The sequence below is a fragment of the Ruegeria sp. CE8 genome, assembly GCF_056537465.1.
The window spans coordinates 91092-105434 of record NZ_JBQFRP010000003.1 but is presented as its reverse complement, the minus strand read 5'-3'; the positions used below and the strand labels follow the sequence as shown (position 1 = coordinate 105434).

The 14343-nt window shown below is 56.4% G+C and carries 13 protein-coding genes; 3 read left to right on the top strand and 10 right to left on the bottom strand.

Features of this window, described 5'->3' with window-relative positions; all coding sequences use genetic code 11:
- Positions 1-46: 46 nt before the first annotated feature.
- On the top strand, positions 47-1867 hold the full coding sequence (locus ACR0AA_RS06200) for a M3 family oligoendopeptidase (protein WP_480755674.1): 1821 nt from the start codon (positions 47-49) through the stop codon (positions 1865-1867).
- On the opposite strand, the gene ACR0AA_RS06195 is transcribed toward ACR0AA_RS06200, so the two are convergent.
- Genes ACR0AA_RS06195 through ACR0AA_RS06185 form a run of 3 tightly spaced genes read right to left on the bottom strand, consistent with a single transcriptional unit; the run spans position 1864 to position 4070 of the window.
- Entirely contained in the window at positions 1864-2754 is an 891-nt protein-coding gene (locus tag ACR0AA_RS06195; RefSeq protein ID WP_480755673.1) for a DMT family transporter, read from the bottom strand. The two genes, ACR0AA_RS06200 and ACR0AA_RS06195, sit on opposite strands and share 4 nt — an antisense overlap.
- Positions 2755-2767: 13 nt before the next feature.
- Positions 2768-3037: a DksA/TraR family C4-type zinc finger protein gene (locus ACR0AA_RS06190; RefSeq protein ID WP_480755672.1), complete on the bottom strand. Its 270-nt coding sequence runs from the start codon at positions 3035-3037 to the stop codon at positions 2768-2770.
- 58 nt (positions 3038-3095) lie between these two features.
- Entirely contained in the window at positions 3096-4070 is a 975-nt protein-coding gene (locus tag ACR0AA_RS06185; protein ID WP_480755671.1) for a Gfo/Idh/MocA family protein, read from the bottom strand.
- A 418-nt stretch (positions 4071-4488) separates the two neighbouring features.
- Here ACR0AA_RS06185 and ACR0AA_RS06180 point away from each other — a divergent pair, with 418 nt between their 5' ends.
- Positions 4489-5571 carry a fasciclin domain-containing protein gene (locus tag ACR0AA_RS06180; RefSeq protein WP_480661303.1) on the top strand — a complete coding sequence of 361 codons (1083 nt, stop codon included), beginning with the start codon at positions 4489-4491 and terminating at the stop codon, positions 5569-5571.
- 42 nt (positions 5572-5613) lie between these two features.
- Here ACR0AA_RS06180 and rpoH read toward each other — a convergent pair whose 3' ends face one another.
- Together rpoH and ACR0AA_RS06170 are read right to left on the bottom strand one after the other, a co-directional pair.
- Complete coding sequence (gene rpoH, locus ACR0AA_RS06175; protein WP_170421709.1) at positions 5614-6510, bottom strand: RNA polymerase sigma factor RpoH; 897 nt, start codon at positions 6508-6510, stop codon at positions 5614-5616.
- 146 nt (positions 6511-6656) lie between these two features.
- The gene (locus ACR0AA_RS06170) at positions 6657-7691 is read right to left on the bottom strand and encodes an RluA family pseudouridine synthase (protein ID WP_480661302.1); all 1035 of its coding nucleotides are present in this window, start codon (positions 7689-7691) and stop codon (positions 6657-6659) included.
- Between ACR0AA_RS06170 and ACR0AA_RS06165 the strand changes: the two genes are divergently transcribed.
- On the top strand, positions 7690-7995 hold the full coding sequence (locus ACR0AA_RS06165; protein ID WP_480661301.1) for a DUF6476 family protein: 306 nt from the start codon (positions 7690-7692) through the stop codon (positions 7993-7995). The two genes, ACR0AA_RS06170 and ACR0AA_RS06165, sit on opposite strands and share 2 nt — an antisense overlap.
- Positions 7996-7998: 3 nt before the next feature.
- On the opposite strand, the gene ACR0AA_RS06160 is transcribed toward ACR0AA_RS06165, so the two are convergent.
- The 5 genes from ACR0AA_RS06160 to ACR0AA_RS06140 all read right to left on the bottom strand — a co-directional run bounded on the left by ACR0AA_RS06160 (position 7999) and on the right by ACR0AA_RS06140 (position 14049).
- Positions 7999-8982, bottom strand: a complete 984-nt coding sequence (locus ACR0AA_RS06160) for a hypothetical protein (RefSeq protein ID WP_480755670.1) — start codon at positions 8980-8982, stop codon at positions 7999-8001.
- A gap of 31 nt (positions 8983-9013) precedes the next feature.
- Positions 9014-10012 (bottom strand): glycosyltransferase family 2 protein, encoded by a 999-nt coding sequence (locus ACR0AA_RS06155; protein WP_480661299.1) that lies wholly within the window; start codon positions 10010-10012, stop codon positions 9014-9016.
- 109 nt (positions 10013-10121) lie between these two features.
- The gene (locus ACR0AA_RS06150; protein ID WP_480755669.1) at positions 10122-12119 is read right to left on the bottom strand and encodes a tetratricopeptide repeat protein; all 1998 of its coding nucleotides are present in this window, start codon (positions 12117-12119) and stop codon (positions 10122-10124) included.
- The gene (locus ACR0AA_RS06145) at positions 12116-13090 is read right to left on the bottom strand and encodes a hypothetical protein (protein WP_480755668.1); all 975 of its coding nucleotides are present in this window, start codon (positions 13088-13090) and stop codon (positions 12116-12118) included. Before ACR0AA_RS06145 ends, ACR0AA_RS06150 begins: the two co-directional genes overlap by 4 nt.
- Positions 13066-14049: a glycosyltransferase family 2 protein gene (locus ACR0AA_RS06140; RefSeq protein ID WP_480755667.1), complete on the bottom strand. Its 984-nt coding sequence runs from the start codon at positions 14047-14049 to the stop codon at positions 13066-13068. The genes ACR0AA_RS06145 and ACR0AA_RS06140 overlap by 25 nt, the downstream gene beginning before the upstream one ends.
- Between the last annotated feature and the right edge of the window lie 294 nt (positions 14050-14343).

The window sequence follows — 14343 nt, the reverse complement described above, 5'->3', positions numbered from 1 at the left end:
GCCTTGCGCGCCTAGATGTTGGCGAAAGCTATTATCGAGGTGATCCATGCGCGACCTTCCCTTTCCCGTCCGTGACGCAAACGCAGTCGGAGGTGCCGAAAATCTGGGCGACCTGCCGGAATGGGATCTGACCGATCTGTACACGTCAGAAGACGCGCCCGAGCTATCCCGAGATCTGGACTGGCTGGAAGGTGAATGCGCCTCGTTTGCCGCAGATTACGAGGGCAAGCTGGCAAAGTTGGACGCCGCGGGCCTTCTGAATTGTGTTCAACGCAATGAAAAGATCAACGCCATCGCAGGTCGCGTCATGTCGTTCGCTGGTCTGCGCTACTATCAGCTGACCACCGACGCAGAGCGCGCCAAGTTCCTGTCAGACATGCAGGAAAAGATTACGATTTTCACCACCCCGCTGGTGTTCTTCACGCTCGAGATCAACCGCATCGACGATGACGTGCTGAAGGCCCATTTTGACGCCAACGCCGATCTGGCGCGCTATGAGCCCGTCTTCCGCCGCATTCGCGCGATGAAGCCCTATCAACTGTCTGACGAACTTGAAAAATTCCTCCACGATCTCGGCGTCGTTGGCGATGCTTGGGAACGTCTGTTCGACGAAACCATCGCCGGTCTGACGTTCACCGTCGACGGCGAAGAGCTGAACATCGAAGGCACTTTGAACCTGTTGACCGAGCAGGACCGCGCCAAACGTGAAGCCGCTTCGCGCGAGTTGGCAAGCGTGTTTCAGAACAACATCAAGACCTTTGCCCGCGTCCACAACACGCAGGCCAAGGAAAAGGAAATCGTTGATCGCTGGCGCAACATGCCGACCGCGCAAACCGGACGCCATTTATCCAATGACGTGGAACCTGAAGTGGTTGAAGCCCTACGTGAGGCGGTTGTGGCCGCCTATCCCAAACTGAGCCATCGTTATTACGAACTGAAACGCAAATGGCTTGGTCTGGACGTCATGCAGGTTTGGGATCGTAACGCTCCCTTGCCGATGGAAGACACCCGCATTGTCGGTTGGGACGAAGCGGAAAAGACGGTGATGGACGCTTACAATGCGTTTGACCCACGCATGGGTGAAATTGCGGCGCCCTTCTTCTCGAAAGGCTGGATTGACGCAGCTGCAAAGCCGGGCAAGGCACCGGGCGCATTTGCGCATCCGACCGTCACCGAGGTGCACCCCTATGTGATGCTCAACTATCTGGGCAAGCCGCGCGACGTGATGACGCTGGCGCATGAACTGGGCCACGGCGTCCACCAGGTGCTGGCCGCCGATCAGGGCGAGATGCTGTCGTCAACGCCGCTTACGCTGGCCGAAACGGCATCCGTGTTCGGTGAAATGCTGACCTTCCGCAAGATGTTGGACAAGGCCGAAACCCCCGAACAGCGCAAGGTGCTGCTGGCCGGCAAGGTCGAGGACATGATCAACACGGTCGTTCGCCAAATCGCATTCTACGACTTCGAATGCAAACTGCATGCCGCCCGCCGCGAAGGCGAACTGACCCCGGATGACATCAATGCCCTGTGGATGAGCGTCCAGGCAGAAAGCCTTGGGCCCGCATTTGAATTCATGGATGGGTACGAAACCTTCTGGGCCTATATCCCGCATTTCGTACACTCACCCTTCTACGTTTACGCATACGCTTTCGGCGACGGCTTGGTGAACGCGCTCTATTCCGTTTACGCAAGCGGATCGGAAGGATTCGAGGACAAGTATTTCGAGATGCTGCGCGCCGGCGGGTCGAAGCACCACAAGGAACTGCTTGCCCCGTTTGGACTGGACGCAAGCGATCCGAAGTTCTGGGACAAAGGCCTGTCGATGATTTCCGGCTTCATCGACGAGCTGGAAGCGATGGAAGATTAATCGCTTTTGGCTTTGGTCGTCAGGAACACTGCGGCCACGATAAGCACTGCCCCAAGGGCCGCGATCGGAGTGATTGCGGCCCCCAGGAACAAGGCCGAATTGATGAACGTGAACACCACAGACGCAGCGAACATCAATGTAGCTGTAAGCGTCGAAACCCGCGCCGCAGCCTCATACCACAAGTAGTAGGCCAAGGCGGTCGGCAGTACCCCCAGCAGAATCAGGAACACAACGTCGCTGGCCGTTGGGACCTGCAGTGAAAAGATAGCCAACGGAAGCAGCAACACCCCTGAGCACAGGAAGATCCCGAACAGGAAATTCAAACGCTCGCCGGTTGATTCCGAATTTCGCATCGCCCGGCTGCTGGAAATCAGGAATACGGCCCAGCTGAGGCCCGCTCCTATTTCAAGAAGATCACCGAACAGAGGTTCTCCACCTCCTTGGAAATCCTGATAAACCGTTAGGAACACGCCAAAAATTGCCAGGACCGTTGCCAGAACATCCGTGCGTGTGACGGGTGTATCCGCAAAGAAATACAGGAAAACCAACACAAAGAACGGCGCTGTATTCTCAAGAACCATGGCGTTCGCCGCACCTGTATGTTCAAGCCCGATGTGAAACAGGATGTAGTTGACCACCGTGGACAATACGGCCAGCCGAAAGTTCCAGTCGCCGATCCGGATCGACACCGAGACCTTCATGACCCGCAGCATGCAATAGATGGCAAGCGCCGCGATAAACAATCGCGTCACAGCGATCTGCAGCCCGCCGAGATCGCTGGTCAAATAGCGGACAATGACACTGTGTGTGCCCCACAAGAACGCCGCCAAAAACCCAAGAACCAGCCCATTCTGCAAAAGCGGCTGTTTCACTTTGGTTTCGGGCATCCTATCGCCCTGCCTATTTCAGCTGACTGTCTTTGGACCCGCGACGGTTTATGCCAGACCGGGCCTTGAAAGCCCCGTCCCGCTCTTGCTGGCAATCGAGGCACAATTTCACCCCGGGCAAAGCTAGGCACCGCTTCTCAGGGATCGGTTCTTCACATTCGGCGCAATGAGTCAGACTTTCCCCGACAGGCCGCCTTTGCGCCTGCATCCGGGCCAGTTCATCCGAAATGGACGCTTCAATCTGTTCACTCACCGCGCCGTCGCGGGCCCAGCCGCCTGCCATGGTCTCCCTCCTGATCGGGTGACCGTCAGATTAGACCGGCCTGGCGCGACGTGGCAAGTCAGAGCGCGACTGCGCCCTCGAACACCTGATCGATCATCTCCTGCGTACCGCGCGAAAACTCCAAGGGGCACGGGTAATCGATACCGTCGCGGACCGAACGGCAGAAGGCTTCGACCTGAAGCTTATAGTGGTCATCGCCGGGGAAGCGTGTGACCTGCATTTCAAGGCCCGGTCGGTGTAGTTCCACCCGCGCCTCACCGAATACACGTGCGTTGAACGGAGCAGTCAGGCGGATTACGCCGCCTTCGCCATGAAACATCATTTCCTGATGCGGATGCATCCGTATGGACACGTAGCTGGAGTAGGTAAAGCCCGGAAATTGCGCCCGAATTTCGGTAAAGGCGTCTATGCCGTCCTCCCACCGGATCGCGGATTCGACGGACAGAGGCTCCTGCCCCGTCGCAAACCTGGCGCTGCCGATTACGTAGACTCCAATGTCCCGCAACCCTCCGCCGCCGGTCTCTGCCCTATTGCGGATGTTCCCAGTGTCTGCACGATTATCAAAGCTAAATGCCCCGGTTACATGCACGAGCTTTCCAATCGCTCCGTCTGCGATCAGTTGGCGCACGAACTGCCATTGCGGGTGATGCACGATCATATAGGCCTCGGCGGCCAGCAAACCGGTCTCATCCCTCTTTTGGATCAATGGCGCGAACTCGGTCGCCGCCATGGTCATCGGCTTTTCGCACAGCACATGTTTCCCGGCCTCCAGCGCCTTTAGACTCCATTCGACGTGCAAGTGATTGGGCAGCGGGATGTAGACTGCTTCGATCTTGGGATCCGCCAAAAGCGCGTCATAGCTGCCGTAAACCGTCAGATCAGGGCAGAACCGCTGGAACGGCTCAGCTTTGGCTGCATCCGACGTGGCCAAGCCTGCCAACCGTGCACCATCGGCTGCGTTAATTGCTGGAGCCATATGTTGGCGCGCAAACTTCGCGGCACCCAAAACGCCCCATTGAACCGGCTGCTGCATGACGCATCCTCATTGTCTGACTGCTTGCGCTAACTGTATCAATCAACTGGGGGTAAGTCAGGTTTTTCTTGGTCTTGATAACGGCTGGCGTCGGCAGATTGAAACTCCTCCCGATCCAACTTTTTCACAACGGTCAGGGCACTGGGAACGGCTGCGGACCCGGATTGAGCTTGTCGAAATTAGATTGCGAACACTGTTTCGCAGGCTCAGTAGCGGCAGCGCTAACACACTGAAAAAACAAACACAAAACTTTCAATTTCCCCACTGATGAATCAGCGCAACATCAGCAATCCTCTGAATTTCTTGATCCGTTTCATTTTCTCCGACGTAGCAACTATGTCACCGGGCAATTGGCATTGTGTGCCGCTGGAGCGCCCGGGATTTATGTTGTGACCAACTGGGTGGGAGATAGCCAGAAATGCCAACACCGACAGACACAATGACGCCGACGATCACGGGAACCGTGTTAATGAGTGGTGCCGTCGGCTCGTTCGACGAGAACAACGAAGATTTCGACATCCTGCGCGAGGCCGTCGTCGCCGCCGGGCTGGCTGGAGCACTGGACGATCCTGAAGCCAGCCTGACCGTTTTCGCGCCGAACGACGCAGCGTTCGTCGGTCTGGCGCAAACGTTGGGCTACACCGGCTCGGACGAGGCGGGCGCGCTTGGGCACATTGTCAAAGCACTGACCCTGTTAGGTGGCGGAGACCCGATACCCCTGTTGACGGACATCCTGAAGTACCATGTGGTTAACGGTGCTTTCGATCTCGAAGCAGTGGCTGGTTTGGGCAACGGCGCTCAGATCGAGACGCTTCAGGGCTCATCAGTCGAGCTGAATTTGGAAAGCGCGCCGCCAAGCCTGGGCGACGCGGATGACGGCATTGCCGACCCTGGCCTGATCGGGTTTGATGTGGAAGCGTCCAACGGGATCATCCACATCCTCAACGGCGTTTTGCTGCCCGTATCCGTTAGCGACATTCTGGGTCAGAAAAACACCGACTTCATCCTCGGCGATGACTCGGACGAGTTTTACTTTACCGGTCGCGGTCAGGATTTTGTCCATGGCGGTGGCGGACGGGATGTCATCAACACAGGAAAAGGTGATGATGTAGCGCTGGGTGGCGCCGGTAATGATGTCATCTTTGGAGGGCGCGGAAAGGACATTCTGCGCGGTGATGAGGGCGAAGACACGATATTCGGCGGCCGAGGGTCGGATGTGATCGATGGCGGAGCCGACAATGACACCCTGTTCGGCGGTCGCGGCAAAGACATGTTCGTCTTTGAAAACGGTGACGGCGATGACTGGATTGTCGATTTCAAAGTCGGAAAAGACAAGATCGACCTATCTGGTTATGAAGGCATTTCCAGCTTTGAAGACATCGAAGACGACATCTCGGGTGGCCTATTCCGCACGACGATCGAGTTGGATGACGGCGACAGCATTGACCTGACCGGCGTCTGGCCTGGCCAATTGTCCGAAAACGATTTCATCTTCGCGTAAAACAAATCAGCCCGCCAATTCGGCGGGCTGATGCTTGTTGGGTCAGACGGTGCCCAACATTCCTTTTTCACGCGCAAGCTCGCGCATTTTCTTCTGCAGCTTTTCGAACGCGCGCACTTCGATCTGCCGGATACGTTCGCGGCTGACGTTGTATTGCGTGCTCAGCTCTTCCAGCGTGACGGGTTGATCCATCAGACGTCGTTGGGTCAGGATGTCCTTTTCACGGTCATTCAGTACATCCAGCGCAGCAGCCAGCAGTTCACGACGCGCATCCAATTCATCGCGCGCTTCGTAGTCACCGGCCTGGTCTGCGTCTTCATCCTCAAGCCAGTCCTGCCACTGCATAGTGCCTTCGCCCTCGGACCCGACGGTCGCGTTCAGCGAGGCGTCCCCGCCGGACATCCGGCGGTTCATGCTGATGACTTCTTCTTCGGTCACACCCAGATCGTTGGCGATCTGTTTGACGTTCTCGGGGCGCAGGTCGCCTTCTTCCAAGGCGCCGATGCGGGCTTTGGCCTTGCGCAGATTGAAGAACAGCTTCTTCTGCGCCGACGTAGTGCCCAGTTTTACCAATGACCACGACCGCAGGATGTATTCCTGAATCGAGGCACGGATCCACCACATCGCATAAGTCGCCAGACGGAATCCCTTTTCCGGATCAAACCGTTTGACGGCTTGCATCAAGCCCACGTTGGCCTCGGAAATCACTTCGGCTTGAGGCAGTCCATAGCCGCGATAGCCCATGGCGATCTTGGCCGCTAGCCGCAAGTGCGACGTGACCATCTTATGCGCGGCCTCAGTGTCTTGCTCTTCGACCCAGCGCTTGGCCAGCATGTATTCTTCTTCCGGCTCTAGCAGGGGAAACTTGCGAATTTCCTGCATATAGCGGTTCAGGCCGCCCTCGGGCGTCGGCGCGGGGAGATTTGCGTAATTTGCCATGTTTCATGTCCCTCCGACAAATGTTTACCTTGTTAACATAGGATATGGGAACAGGTCCCGATCCATTCAAGAGGTACCGTTAACAGTCTGAAATTAACGATTGATAAAGGAAAGCTAAGAACGCGTTACTCACATAACTTTGCGTATTATGTCAGCGGCGCGCGCAACTGTTCAATCAGATTTTCTATGTCATCGGGTAAATCTGCCTCGAACCGCATGGTTTCACCGGTTACAGGGTGCTCAAAGCCCAAAACGGCAGCATGAAGCGCCTGTCGCGGAAAGCTACGCACCGCCTCGGCAGCGGCAGCACCGAACGCTTTTGCGGCGAGTTTGCGCTTACCACCATACACAGGGTCGCCGACCAGACCATGCCCCGCATGGGCCATATGCACGCGAATCTGATGCGTACGGCCGGTTTCCAGCCAACACTCAATCAAGGCGATGCCAGCAGGATGACCAAATGTCTCAACCAACCGCGCTCGCGTCACCGCGTGTCGACCGCCATGAAACAGCACAGCCTGTTTCTGACGGTCAGTCTTATGCCGGGCCAATTGCGTGGTCAGGCGCATGATATTGCCCGGCTCAAAACTGACACCCTTGATTCCGCGCAACCGGGGATCATTTGCATCCGGCACGCCATAGCAAATCGCGCGATAATAGCGTTCCACACTATGTGCTTCGAACTGCGCCGCAAGCCCGTGATGCGCCGCATCCGACTTGGCGACGACCAGCAATCCGCTGGTCTCTTTGTCGATGCGGTGCACGATGCCGGGGCGTTTGACACCGCCTACGCCAGACAGATCCTCGCCACAATGATGCAACAGAGCGTTGACCAGAGTGCCGTTGGGTGATCCCGGCGCTGGGTGCACGACCATACCGGCCGGTTTGTTAATAACGATCAGGTCCGCGTCTTCGAACATAATCTCCAGCGGGATATCTTCGGGACCTATGTGGCTGTCCTCAGCCTCGGCCACAGTGATGACGATCGCCGCCCCTTCGGCCACCTTGGACTTGGGGTCGCGGACCTCAGCGCCGTCGATCGTAACGGCACCGTCGTCGATCAACCGGGTCAGCCGCGTTCGGGACAGGTTTTCATCGGCTGGCACATCCCGTGAAAGCGCCTTATCAAGGCGAGGCGGCGGATCGGCCGCGATGTGAAATTCAATCTGACGGGTGCCCATGACTGTCCCTTCCGAACCCCAAGAACCGCAGGAAACGCCACAGCTACGCCTGCTGCGGAGAATGGTCATGCTGCTGACCGCGGTGATGATTGGCGGGGTTCTAGTGACATTCGCACTGATTGTCATCCGACTATCGGACAGAACCCCCACCCTGCCCGACCAGATCGAGTTGCCGGACGGTGCAAAGGCGCAAGCCGTAACGATCGGCAACAACTGGTACGCAGTCGTCACCGACGACAACCGCATCCTGATCTTCGACAAGACGACCGGAAAGCAGCGTCAGGAAATCCCTATCGCGGAATGATGGTCAGCTGTCCAATGCCATCCGGAACACGATTTCTGACGCTTTGCGCAATGCCTCGTACTCTTCGGGCGAATCCCTGCGGAACGTCTTATCCCCTTCATCCAATTGCTTGGAGCTGAACAGTTCGGACCGGTCGGGAAAGAACTCCTGCCGGAACGCGATGTCTTCGTTGGCTAGAAACTCGTCCAGCCACGCGCGTTCGTCGGGTTCCAACACGTCATTTCGGCGCACCATAACCGGATCCTCAACGACGAGCCGACGCAATTGACGGCTTTTCTTGCGGCCAATCGCACGGGAGACGATTCCAAATGCCTCGCTGGCAGCACGCGACTGAGACGGGTTTGACGCATGGCCGCCGGTACGGCCTTCCTCCAGCGGCGTACCGATCCGCGACAGGAAATCATCGACAACACTGCCCTGAACCATTTCGGAGCGTTCGTACAAAAGCGGAGCCACCGAGACACCAGGAAAGGCAGTCCGGATCTGCGCCAGCTTGGCGGAAAGACTATAAATTTCTGGCTGATCGCGGATCTGATCCAATTGATGGCGAATATACTCGGTCCCACCATTGGGCAATCGCCCGTTTTTGGCGCGCTGCTTGTAGTCCGCTTCGAAAAAGTCGGAGTAGCGGCGACAATAGAATGTGATCCGCAGCGATCGCGATGGTATATCAGCAAACACTTCGGCCAACCTGTTCAGATCACAGGAATAGAACATCTCGGAAGATACAAGACAGGTCTGATCGGCATGCGCATCGTATTCACTGGTCATGGCAGCGCGAAACTGATCCATCGGCTGAGAGGTCTGATTGATATGAAACGCAATGATATTGTGGCTTACCGCGAGACGCCTCTTACCCTCTAGCCTGCGTCGGCCGGTTTCCATGTACCGCAAACCGATCTCGTTCAGGACACCCGGATTTCCGCGCAAGTACCCCTGCAGGGCAGTTGTGCCGGTCTTGGGCATTCCCATATGCAGCCAAAGCATTATTGCGCTCCTGTCCCTGAGAAATTTCGCGTCATGCCTGTTGGCTTGCCGCGAACCCTGCGGTCATCTGCTGCATGAGGTCTTGCATCTCGGGCAAGTCGCGCAGTTGTTCGATCTGCCGTCGATGCAGATCACAGGATGCGTGATGCAGTGAAGCAGTCTCGGGATCGGACAGCATCTCATAGTAATATGCGCGCTTGCGATCCAGAATGGCGTCGATCGAGGTATTTGTCTCGGCATTCTGGTTCATCATGTTCCAGTATTCCAAACCAAGGCTTTCGCCCAGATGGTGGGCGCGACCGCGCATCTTTTTGACCAGATAGCTTTCGCAGGACTTCAACGCGTAATGGTTGACCTGCACCAGATCATACCCAAAAGAGTCCCGTGCCGACCGCCAGCTTTTGTCAAAATAGCGCTCAGGCATCAACTGACCCGATCCGTTGTACCAGTGGCACTCTTCCATGGTCTCAACCGTTGGCCGCTTGGGGCGATGAACGCCCAGCGCGTCCCAAATTCCCCGTTGGAACATGGTTTTAAAGCCCCACGCCTGAGGCGGTCGAAATATCCGCTCTGGCGCCGCTTGCCGGAACTGATCCGACAAAAATCGATCCTCGTATTGCACGACCCCAGCATTTCCAAACAACCGCCAGGTCATTGAAATCGTTTTTGCATCGGGGATGGCGTCCGTCAGTGCCCGCAGAGTGTTATCCCCTGTCTTGACGTTGATGTGCTCGTCGGCGTCGATGACGATGACCCAGTCCTGCGGTCGTGCAACCTCCATCCTGAGAAAGGTCTTGTAAGCCCGTTTTTGCGGGCTGGTTTTCCGGCGCGAGTTGTTGTCGACATGGGTCAGAACGCCTGTGTCGTCCAGGCGCTGCAACAAAGCATCTGTTCCGTCCGTGCAGTCGTTGGTCATCACAACCATTTGGTCGACACCAATCGCGCGATTATGCGCCACCCACTCCAGCACAAACGGGCCTTCGTTCTTCATCGGTGTGATGCTGATGTATCGCGGGTCCTGATCGGCCATACGTGACTGCCCTGTTCGTTTTTTGTTGCCCAATGCTGATTGGGGTCATTTAAAATTTGTGTGTAAATTACGTTGAGTTGATGGAACTACCAAGGGGAAATGCGATCATTTACCCTCTGGCCCGCTTTAACTGATTGGAAAACCTCTTGAGCGTCGGGCACAAGTCCCGTGCTTTTTGTAGAAACGCACGGGCCGCGTCTTTTTCACCGCGCTGCAACAAAATGCGCCCGGCCTCGCCTTGAATGGCTGCTGTGTTGTCGTCAAGCTCTGCCGCCTGAATGATCTGGTTCTGACCCTGTTCCACTGCTCCGTTCTTTTCCAGCAGCTGCCCCATCGCAAAAACCAGAAAGGCGTTGCCCGGGTCGCACGCCAACGCATCCGCCATTGTGATCCGAGCCGCAGACCCGTTTCCGTCGGCCTGAAGGAGCTCGGCCAATCGTTTATGATAGAGCGGATTATCTGGCACACTGGCCAAAACCATCCGCGTTGAATCAATTGCTTTTGCAATCGAAGTCTCACCCATATGTACAGCCAGTTTGGCACTGAAACTCTGAACGCGCGGGTCCGATTCCGGCATGTCGGTCATGCGAACAAGCCCATCATGCAGCTGATTCAGACGCGGTTGGTTTTCGAACAGTCTGCGAGCCTTTTGGTCCAGAGAAAGTTCTGACCAGTCCAGCAGCAGGAAATCAAAATTGCATGGAAGGCGCACCAATACTTTGCGCTGAGCAACATGGGAATTGAAGTTGAACCACGGCCTGCGGATCACCTTTTGCAGCGACCAGTCGGTAGGAGGAAACAGCCGCAGCGAGATTTGGTCCCGATAAACGACCCGAGAGCCGAAAACCAAAACGTCCGGTCTGATCGGCTTAGCCCAAAACGCGCGACTGAATGCCTGCCCTGCCTGCCAGCGCTTTCGCTTTTCCCCCAATACCGCGGCCTTCATGGCACCGCAGACCGCGTGGTCTTCAGGCCAAACATTGGGGTCTTGCAGGGCCTTTTCGACCATTTCGGCAGACGCATCCCATTTACCTGCATAAAACAGGTTAAGCGCCTGAAGAAGAGGAAGAAATGCGTTGTCCGCGCCGTCTTCCAGAAGCCGCGCTGCGATACTCGTCGCCTCGACAGTCCGATCGTCCGAATGCAATCGGTTCATGTGAAACAGCGCTTTGGAATAAATGTGCGACGCTTCGGATGCGTTCAAAAACCCATTTGAACCTGCGTGCAGTTTTTTAATAGTGACTTCATTCGCCCGAGCAATCTCTTCCTCGGTCAACACATCCCGAAACACTTTGCGCTGCTGCCCCGAGATGCGGGCGGCGGCCATGGAGAAGGCAGAGATGACCGGCGCAATTACCTGATCCGCCCGCGACATCGTATAAAGCTCCAGAAAGTCGCGCTTGGCTCGGGTCATCCCGGACACATCGGCGATGTCGGACATTTGCAGCAGGTTCGGAAACCGTTTCTGGAACCGCCTGACCAGCTCGGGCTGATCAGAAAACATGATCGCTGTCTTATCGGCATTTTTCTCTAGATGCGCCTCATACAACTCTTCTGGCTCGATTTTCGCGGGCCAGGTCGTGTGTTTCCATGGTAATCCGTTCAGAATGTCGCCGCGGCGGATATGATAGGCCGACACGCCCTGCCCTGACAGCTTGGCATCCGCGCGGTCCATCACTTTGCGGATTTCTTCGGTGAATCCGACCTGTCGGATAAAGTCGCGGTATCTTGGGCGAATGGCTTCGATATCTTCCCAGGGAAAAGCCAGAACCTCGAACCCTTCCTCAACCAGCACCGAACTGCCGGAATTGAGATGTGCGATCAGGCGATCAGGTGACGCGTCGTTCTGAAAAGACCAGATTGGTAGAGCATCCTGCGCAAGGGCGCTGAATGCCTCCTGGCTCAGGAAGTGTTCATCCATCCATCCTTGCGCAAACAGCTCCTGTGGGTGATTCAGTTCCGGTGCATCAGCTCCCTGAGGGAACCAGTTCACCCGAAAGGTTGTACCAAAATCCTCGGCCAGACGTATGCAGGTCAGCATCATCAGCAACCGTGCGCCCATGCGGTCCTTCCGCTGGCCGATGAACACGCCCTTGGCGGGGGTCATTGGGCATCCTTTGCCATCTCGGCCATCGCTTGTCGGCGCAGTCGGCGAAACCGCTGCCTCGCCCGCTGCACCAAATCCGGGTGCCGCTCCCCTCCGGCGGCTTCGATCCCCCGCATATACAGTGGCAGTCGGCGCCGCGCGCGCATCATCCTGTAATACTCGGTTGAATCCAACGATCCATCCATCGCCCCCAGCATGACCGGCTTTAGGATATCGAGTTTTCGAAGCATCGGCGCAGCAAAGTGGTTCGAATACCACGTCTTGAGCAACATCACGTTGTCGCCTTGCAGACGCCCAACCTGCTGGCGGTCCAGATCGAATAACGGGTCATAGAACACGTAGACCTTACCCGCAGCCTGAACCGTCTGCGCCGCATCGCTCATCGGCAGGTCCCAGTCCTGCACACGACCGAACCGATACCGCGTTTCCCAGGGCACAAGTCGTTCATCGAGCGTCGTTTGCGGGTTGAATGCAATCACGTTAGCGCCGGGAACATGCGCCGAAAAAGTCAAAGCCCCAAAGCCCCCCATCGACGCACCCGCGAAAACGACCTGATCGAACCGCTCAAAAAACCCTTCAGCGACCTTGCTTTCGAAATACGAAAGGATCTCGGCGTCGCGATACCACGCTTTGGTGCGCGCAAAGACCCCCATGTGAGACCACCCTTCGTCCCGAAAGAACTTCCACCCCCAAGGCTCGCGCGCGAATGACAGGTCGTTGGCATTTGCGATATTGTCGAAGCTGACCACCAGCCGTGTGGTGTCGCGCTGATGGAACAGGATCGAATGACGCTCCAGCTTTTGCAGGAAACCGGTTCCGTCTCCACCGGGATAAAGCTCTACAAACCATGGCGGAGCGGGGTCGGTCAGAATACGCTCATACCCGGTCTTGCGGTCGGGATGTTCCGGTTTCAGCTGCTCTTTTGAAAGTTCGTCTGCCATGGCCATCAGATCAGATTGTCGGCCAGCCATGAGCGAAACTCGACCCATTCCGGACGCATCTTGATTTCGGACACCTTGGCGCGATGCCAATCGCAGGCCTGCGCGTGCAGCTCTTTTAGTTCCGCATCCGATTTCAACTCTTCCAGCAATGGCGCAGCGCGGCGCACCGCGGGCAGGATGGACTGGTCGGTCTCTTTGTTGGCATTCATGTCCTGCCAGTAGGACTGCCCCTGATCCACCTTGATATGGTTCGTCCGCCCCCGATCACGCTTGATCAGGAAACCGTCCATAGACCGAACCGAATAGTGATGAAGCCGCCCCAGCGAATGGTCAAACCTGCGCCATGCCCGCCAGCCGACCTTCTCAGCCGGGAACAGTTTGCCGCCAGCATCGGACCAGGCAATCTCGGACGCTTTTTCCTCTTCGAACCCTTTCGGGCGATGCGGCCCAAATCGCGTAAACTTGCCGTTGTTCCGAAACAGCGTTTTCAGACCGTAGGCGCGGCCCGAATGATAGGGATACTCCTGATCGCTCATCGAAAAGGTTTCGGTCACCGGCCTGTCCTCAAAACTGATGTTCCCGGAACTCCCAAACAATTTCCACGCAAACGAGATAGCGTCGACCGGCTGCCCTGCCCGGCTTTCGACTTCAGCGATCAGAGCACCAAAACCATTGTCGCCGCAGCGGATATTCCAGAATTCGTCCACGTCCAGACACAGCAGCCACTCGGCCTCTTTGACCTTGGGTTGGCGCCGCGCACGGCGCAGCATCTGGTGCTGAGGATTCCCGCCCTCTTTCACCTCGTTGCAGACATGGGTGGCCAGGCCCAGCTCTTGCAACCTAACTGCAATCTTGTCCGTTCCGTCGTCACAGTCATTGGTGAAGATCACAAAATGATCGACACCCAACGTTTTGTGGAACGCGACCCATTCCAGCATGTAAGGGCCTTCGTTCTTCATCGTTGTGAATACGGTGATCGACTGAGACATTAATACCCTTCCCGAAACTGTCTTGCCTCACACATACACATCCCGATCCGCGCGGGCGAGACAGGAAATTGCCGGGAGAGCATTCCAACGCGAACTGGTGCAACTGTACACAGCAGATGCACTGACAATTCATCAGTTTGGGTTAGATGTTGGTGCGGTCGAGAAGCATCTAGAACAATCGAACTAGCGCTCACAACCCCTTATTTTTATGAGCATAACGCCCTCGGACAGCCTTCGGGTTCCCCAAAATGTGTGCTGTCCTAAGGCGTATTGTGTGTCGTGGTGCCAGTCAAG

What these genes read in the sequence shown, in the direction of transcription:
- ACR0AA_RS06200 (WP_480755674.1), top strand. Translation starts at nt 47, where the DNA reads ATGCGCGACCTTCCCTTTCCCGTCCGTGACGCAAACGCAGTCGGAGGT.
- ACR0AA_RS06165 (WP_480661301.1), top strand. Translation starts at nt 7,690, where the DNA reads ATGACTGTCCCTTCCGAACCCCAAGAACCGCAGGAAACGCCACAGCTA.
- ACR0AA_RS06150 (WP_480755669.1), bottom strand. Translation starts at nt 12,119, where the DNA reads ATGACCCCCGCCAAGGGCGTGTTCATCGGCCAGCGGAAGGACCGCATG.
- ACR0AA_RS06185 (WP_480755671.1), bottom strand. Translation starts at nt 4,070, where the DNA reads ATGCAGCAGCCGGTTCAATGGGGCGTTTTGGGTGCCGCGAAGTTTGCG.
- ACR0AA_RS06140 (WP_480755667.1), bottom strand. Translation starts at nt 14,049, where the DNA reads ATGTCTCAGTCGATCACCGTATTCACAACGATGAAGAACGAAGGCCCT.
- ACR0AA_RS06155 (WP_480661299.1), bottom strand. Translation starts at nt 10,012, where the DNA reads ATGGCCGATCAGGACCCGCGATACATCAGCATCACACCGATGAAGAAC.
- ACR0AA_RS06160 (WP_480755670.1), bottom strand. Translation starts at nt 8,982, where the DNA reads ATGCTTTGGCTGCATATGGGAATGCCCAAGACCGGCACAACTGCCCTG.
- ACR0AA_RS06170 (WP_480661302.1), bottom strand. Translation starts at nt 7,691, where the DNA reads ATGGGCACCCGTCAGATTGAATTTCACATCGCGGCCGATCCGCCGCCT.
- ACR0AA_RS06190 (WP_480755672.1), bottom strand. Translation starts at nt 3,037, where the DNA reads ATGGCAGGCGGCTGGGCCCGCGACGGCGCGGTGAGTGAACAGATTGAA.
- rpoH (WP_170421709.1), bottom strand. Translation starts at nt 6,510, where the DNA reads ATGGCAAATTACGCAAATCTCCCCGCGCCGACGCCCGAGGGCGGCCTG.
- ACR0AA_RS06195 (WP_480755673.1), bottom strand. Translation starts at nt 2,754, where the DNA reads ATGCCCGAAACCAAAGTGAAACAGCCGCTTTTGCAGAATGGGCTGGTT.
- ACR0AA_RS06180 (WP_480661303.1), top strand. Translation starts at nt 4,489, where the DNA reads ATGCCAACACCGACAGACACAATGACGCCGACGATCACGGGAACCGTG.
- ACR0AA_RS06145 (WP_480755668.1), bottom strand. Translation starts at nt 13,090, where the DNA reads ATGGCTGGCCGACAATCTGATCTGATGGCCATGGCAGACGAACTTTCA.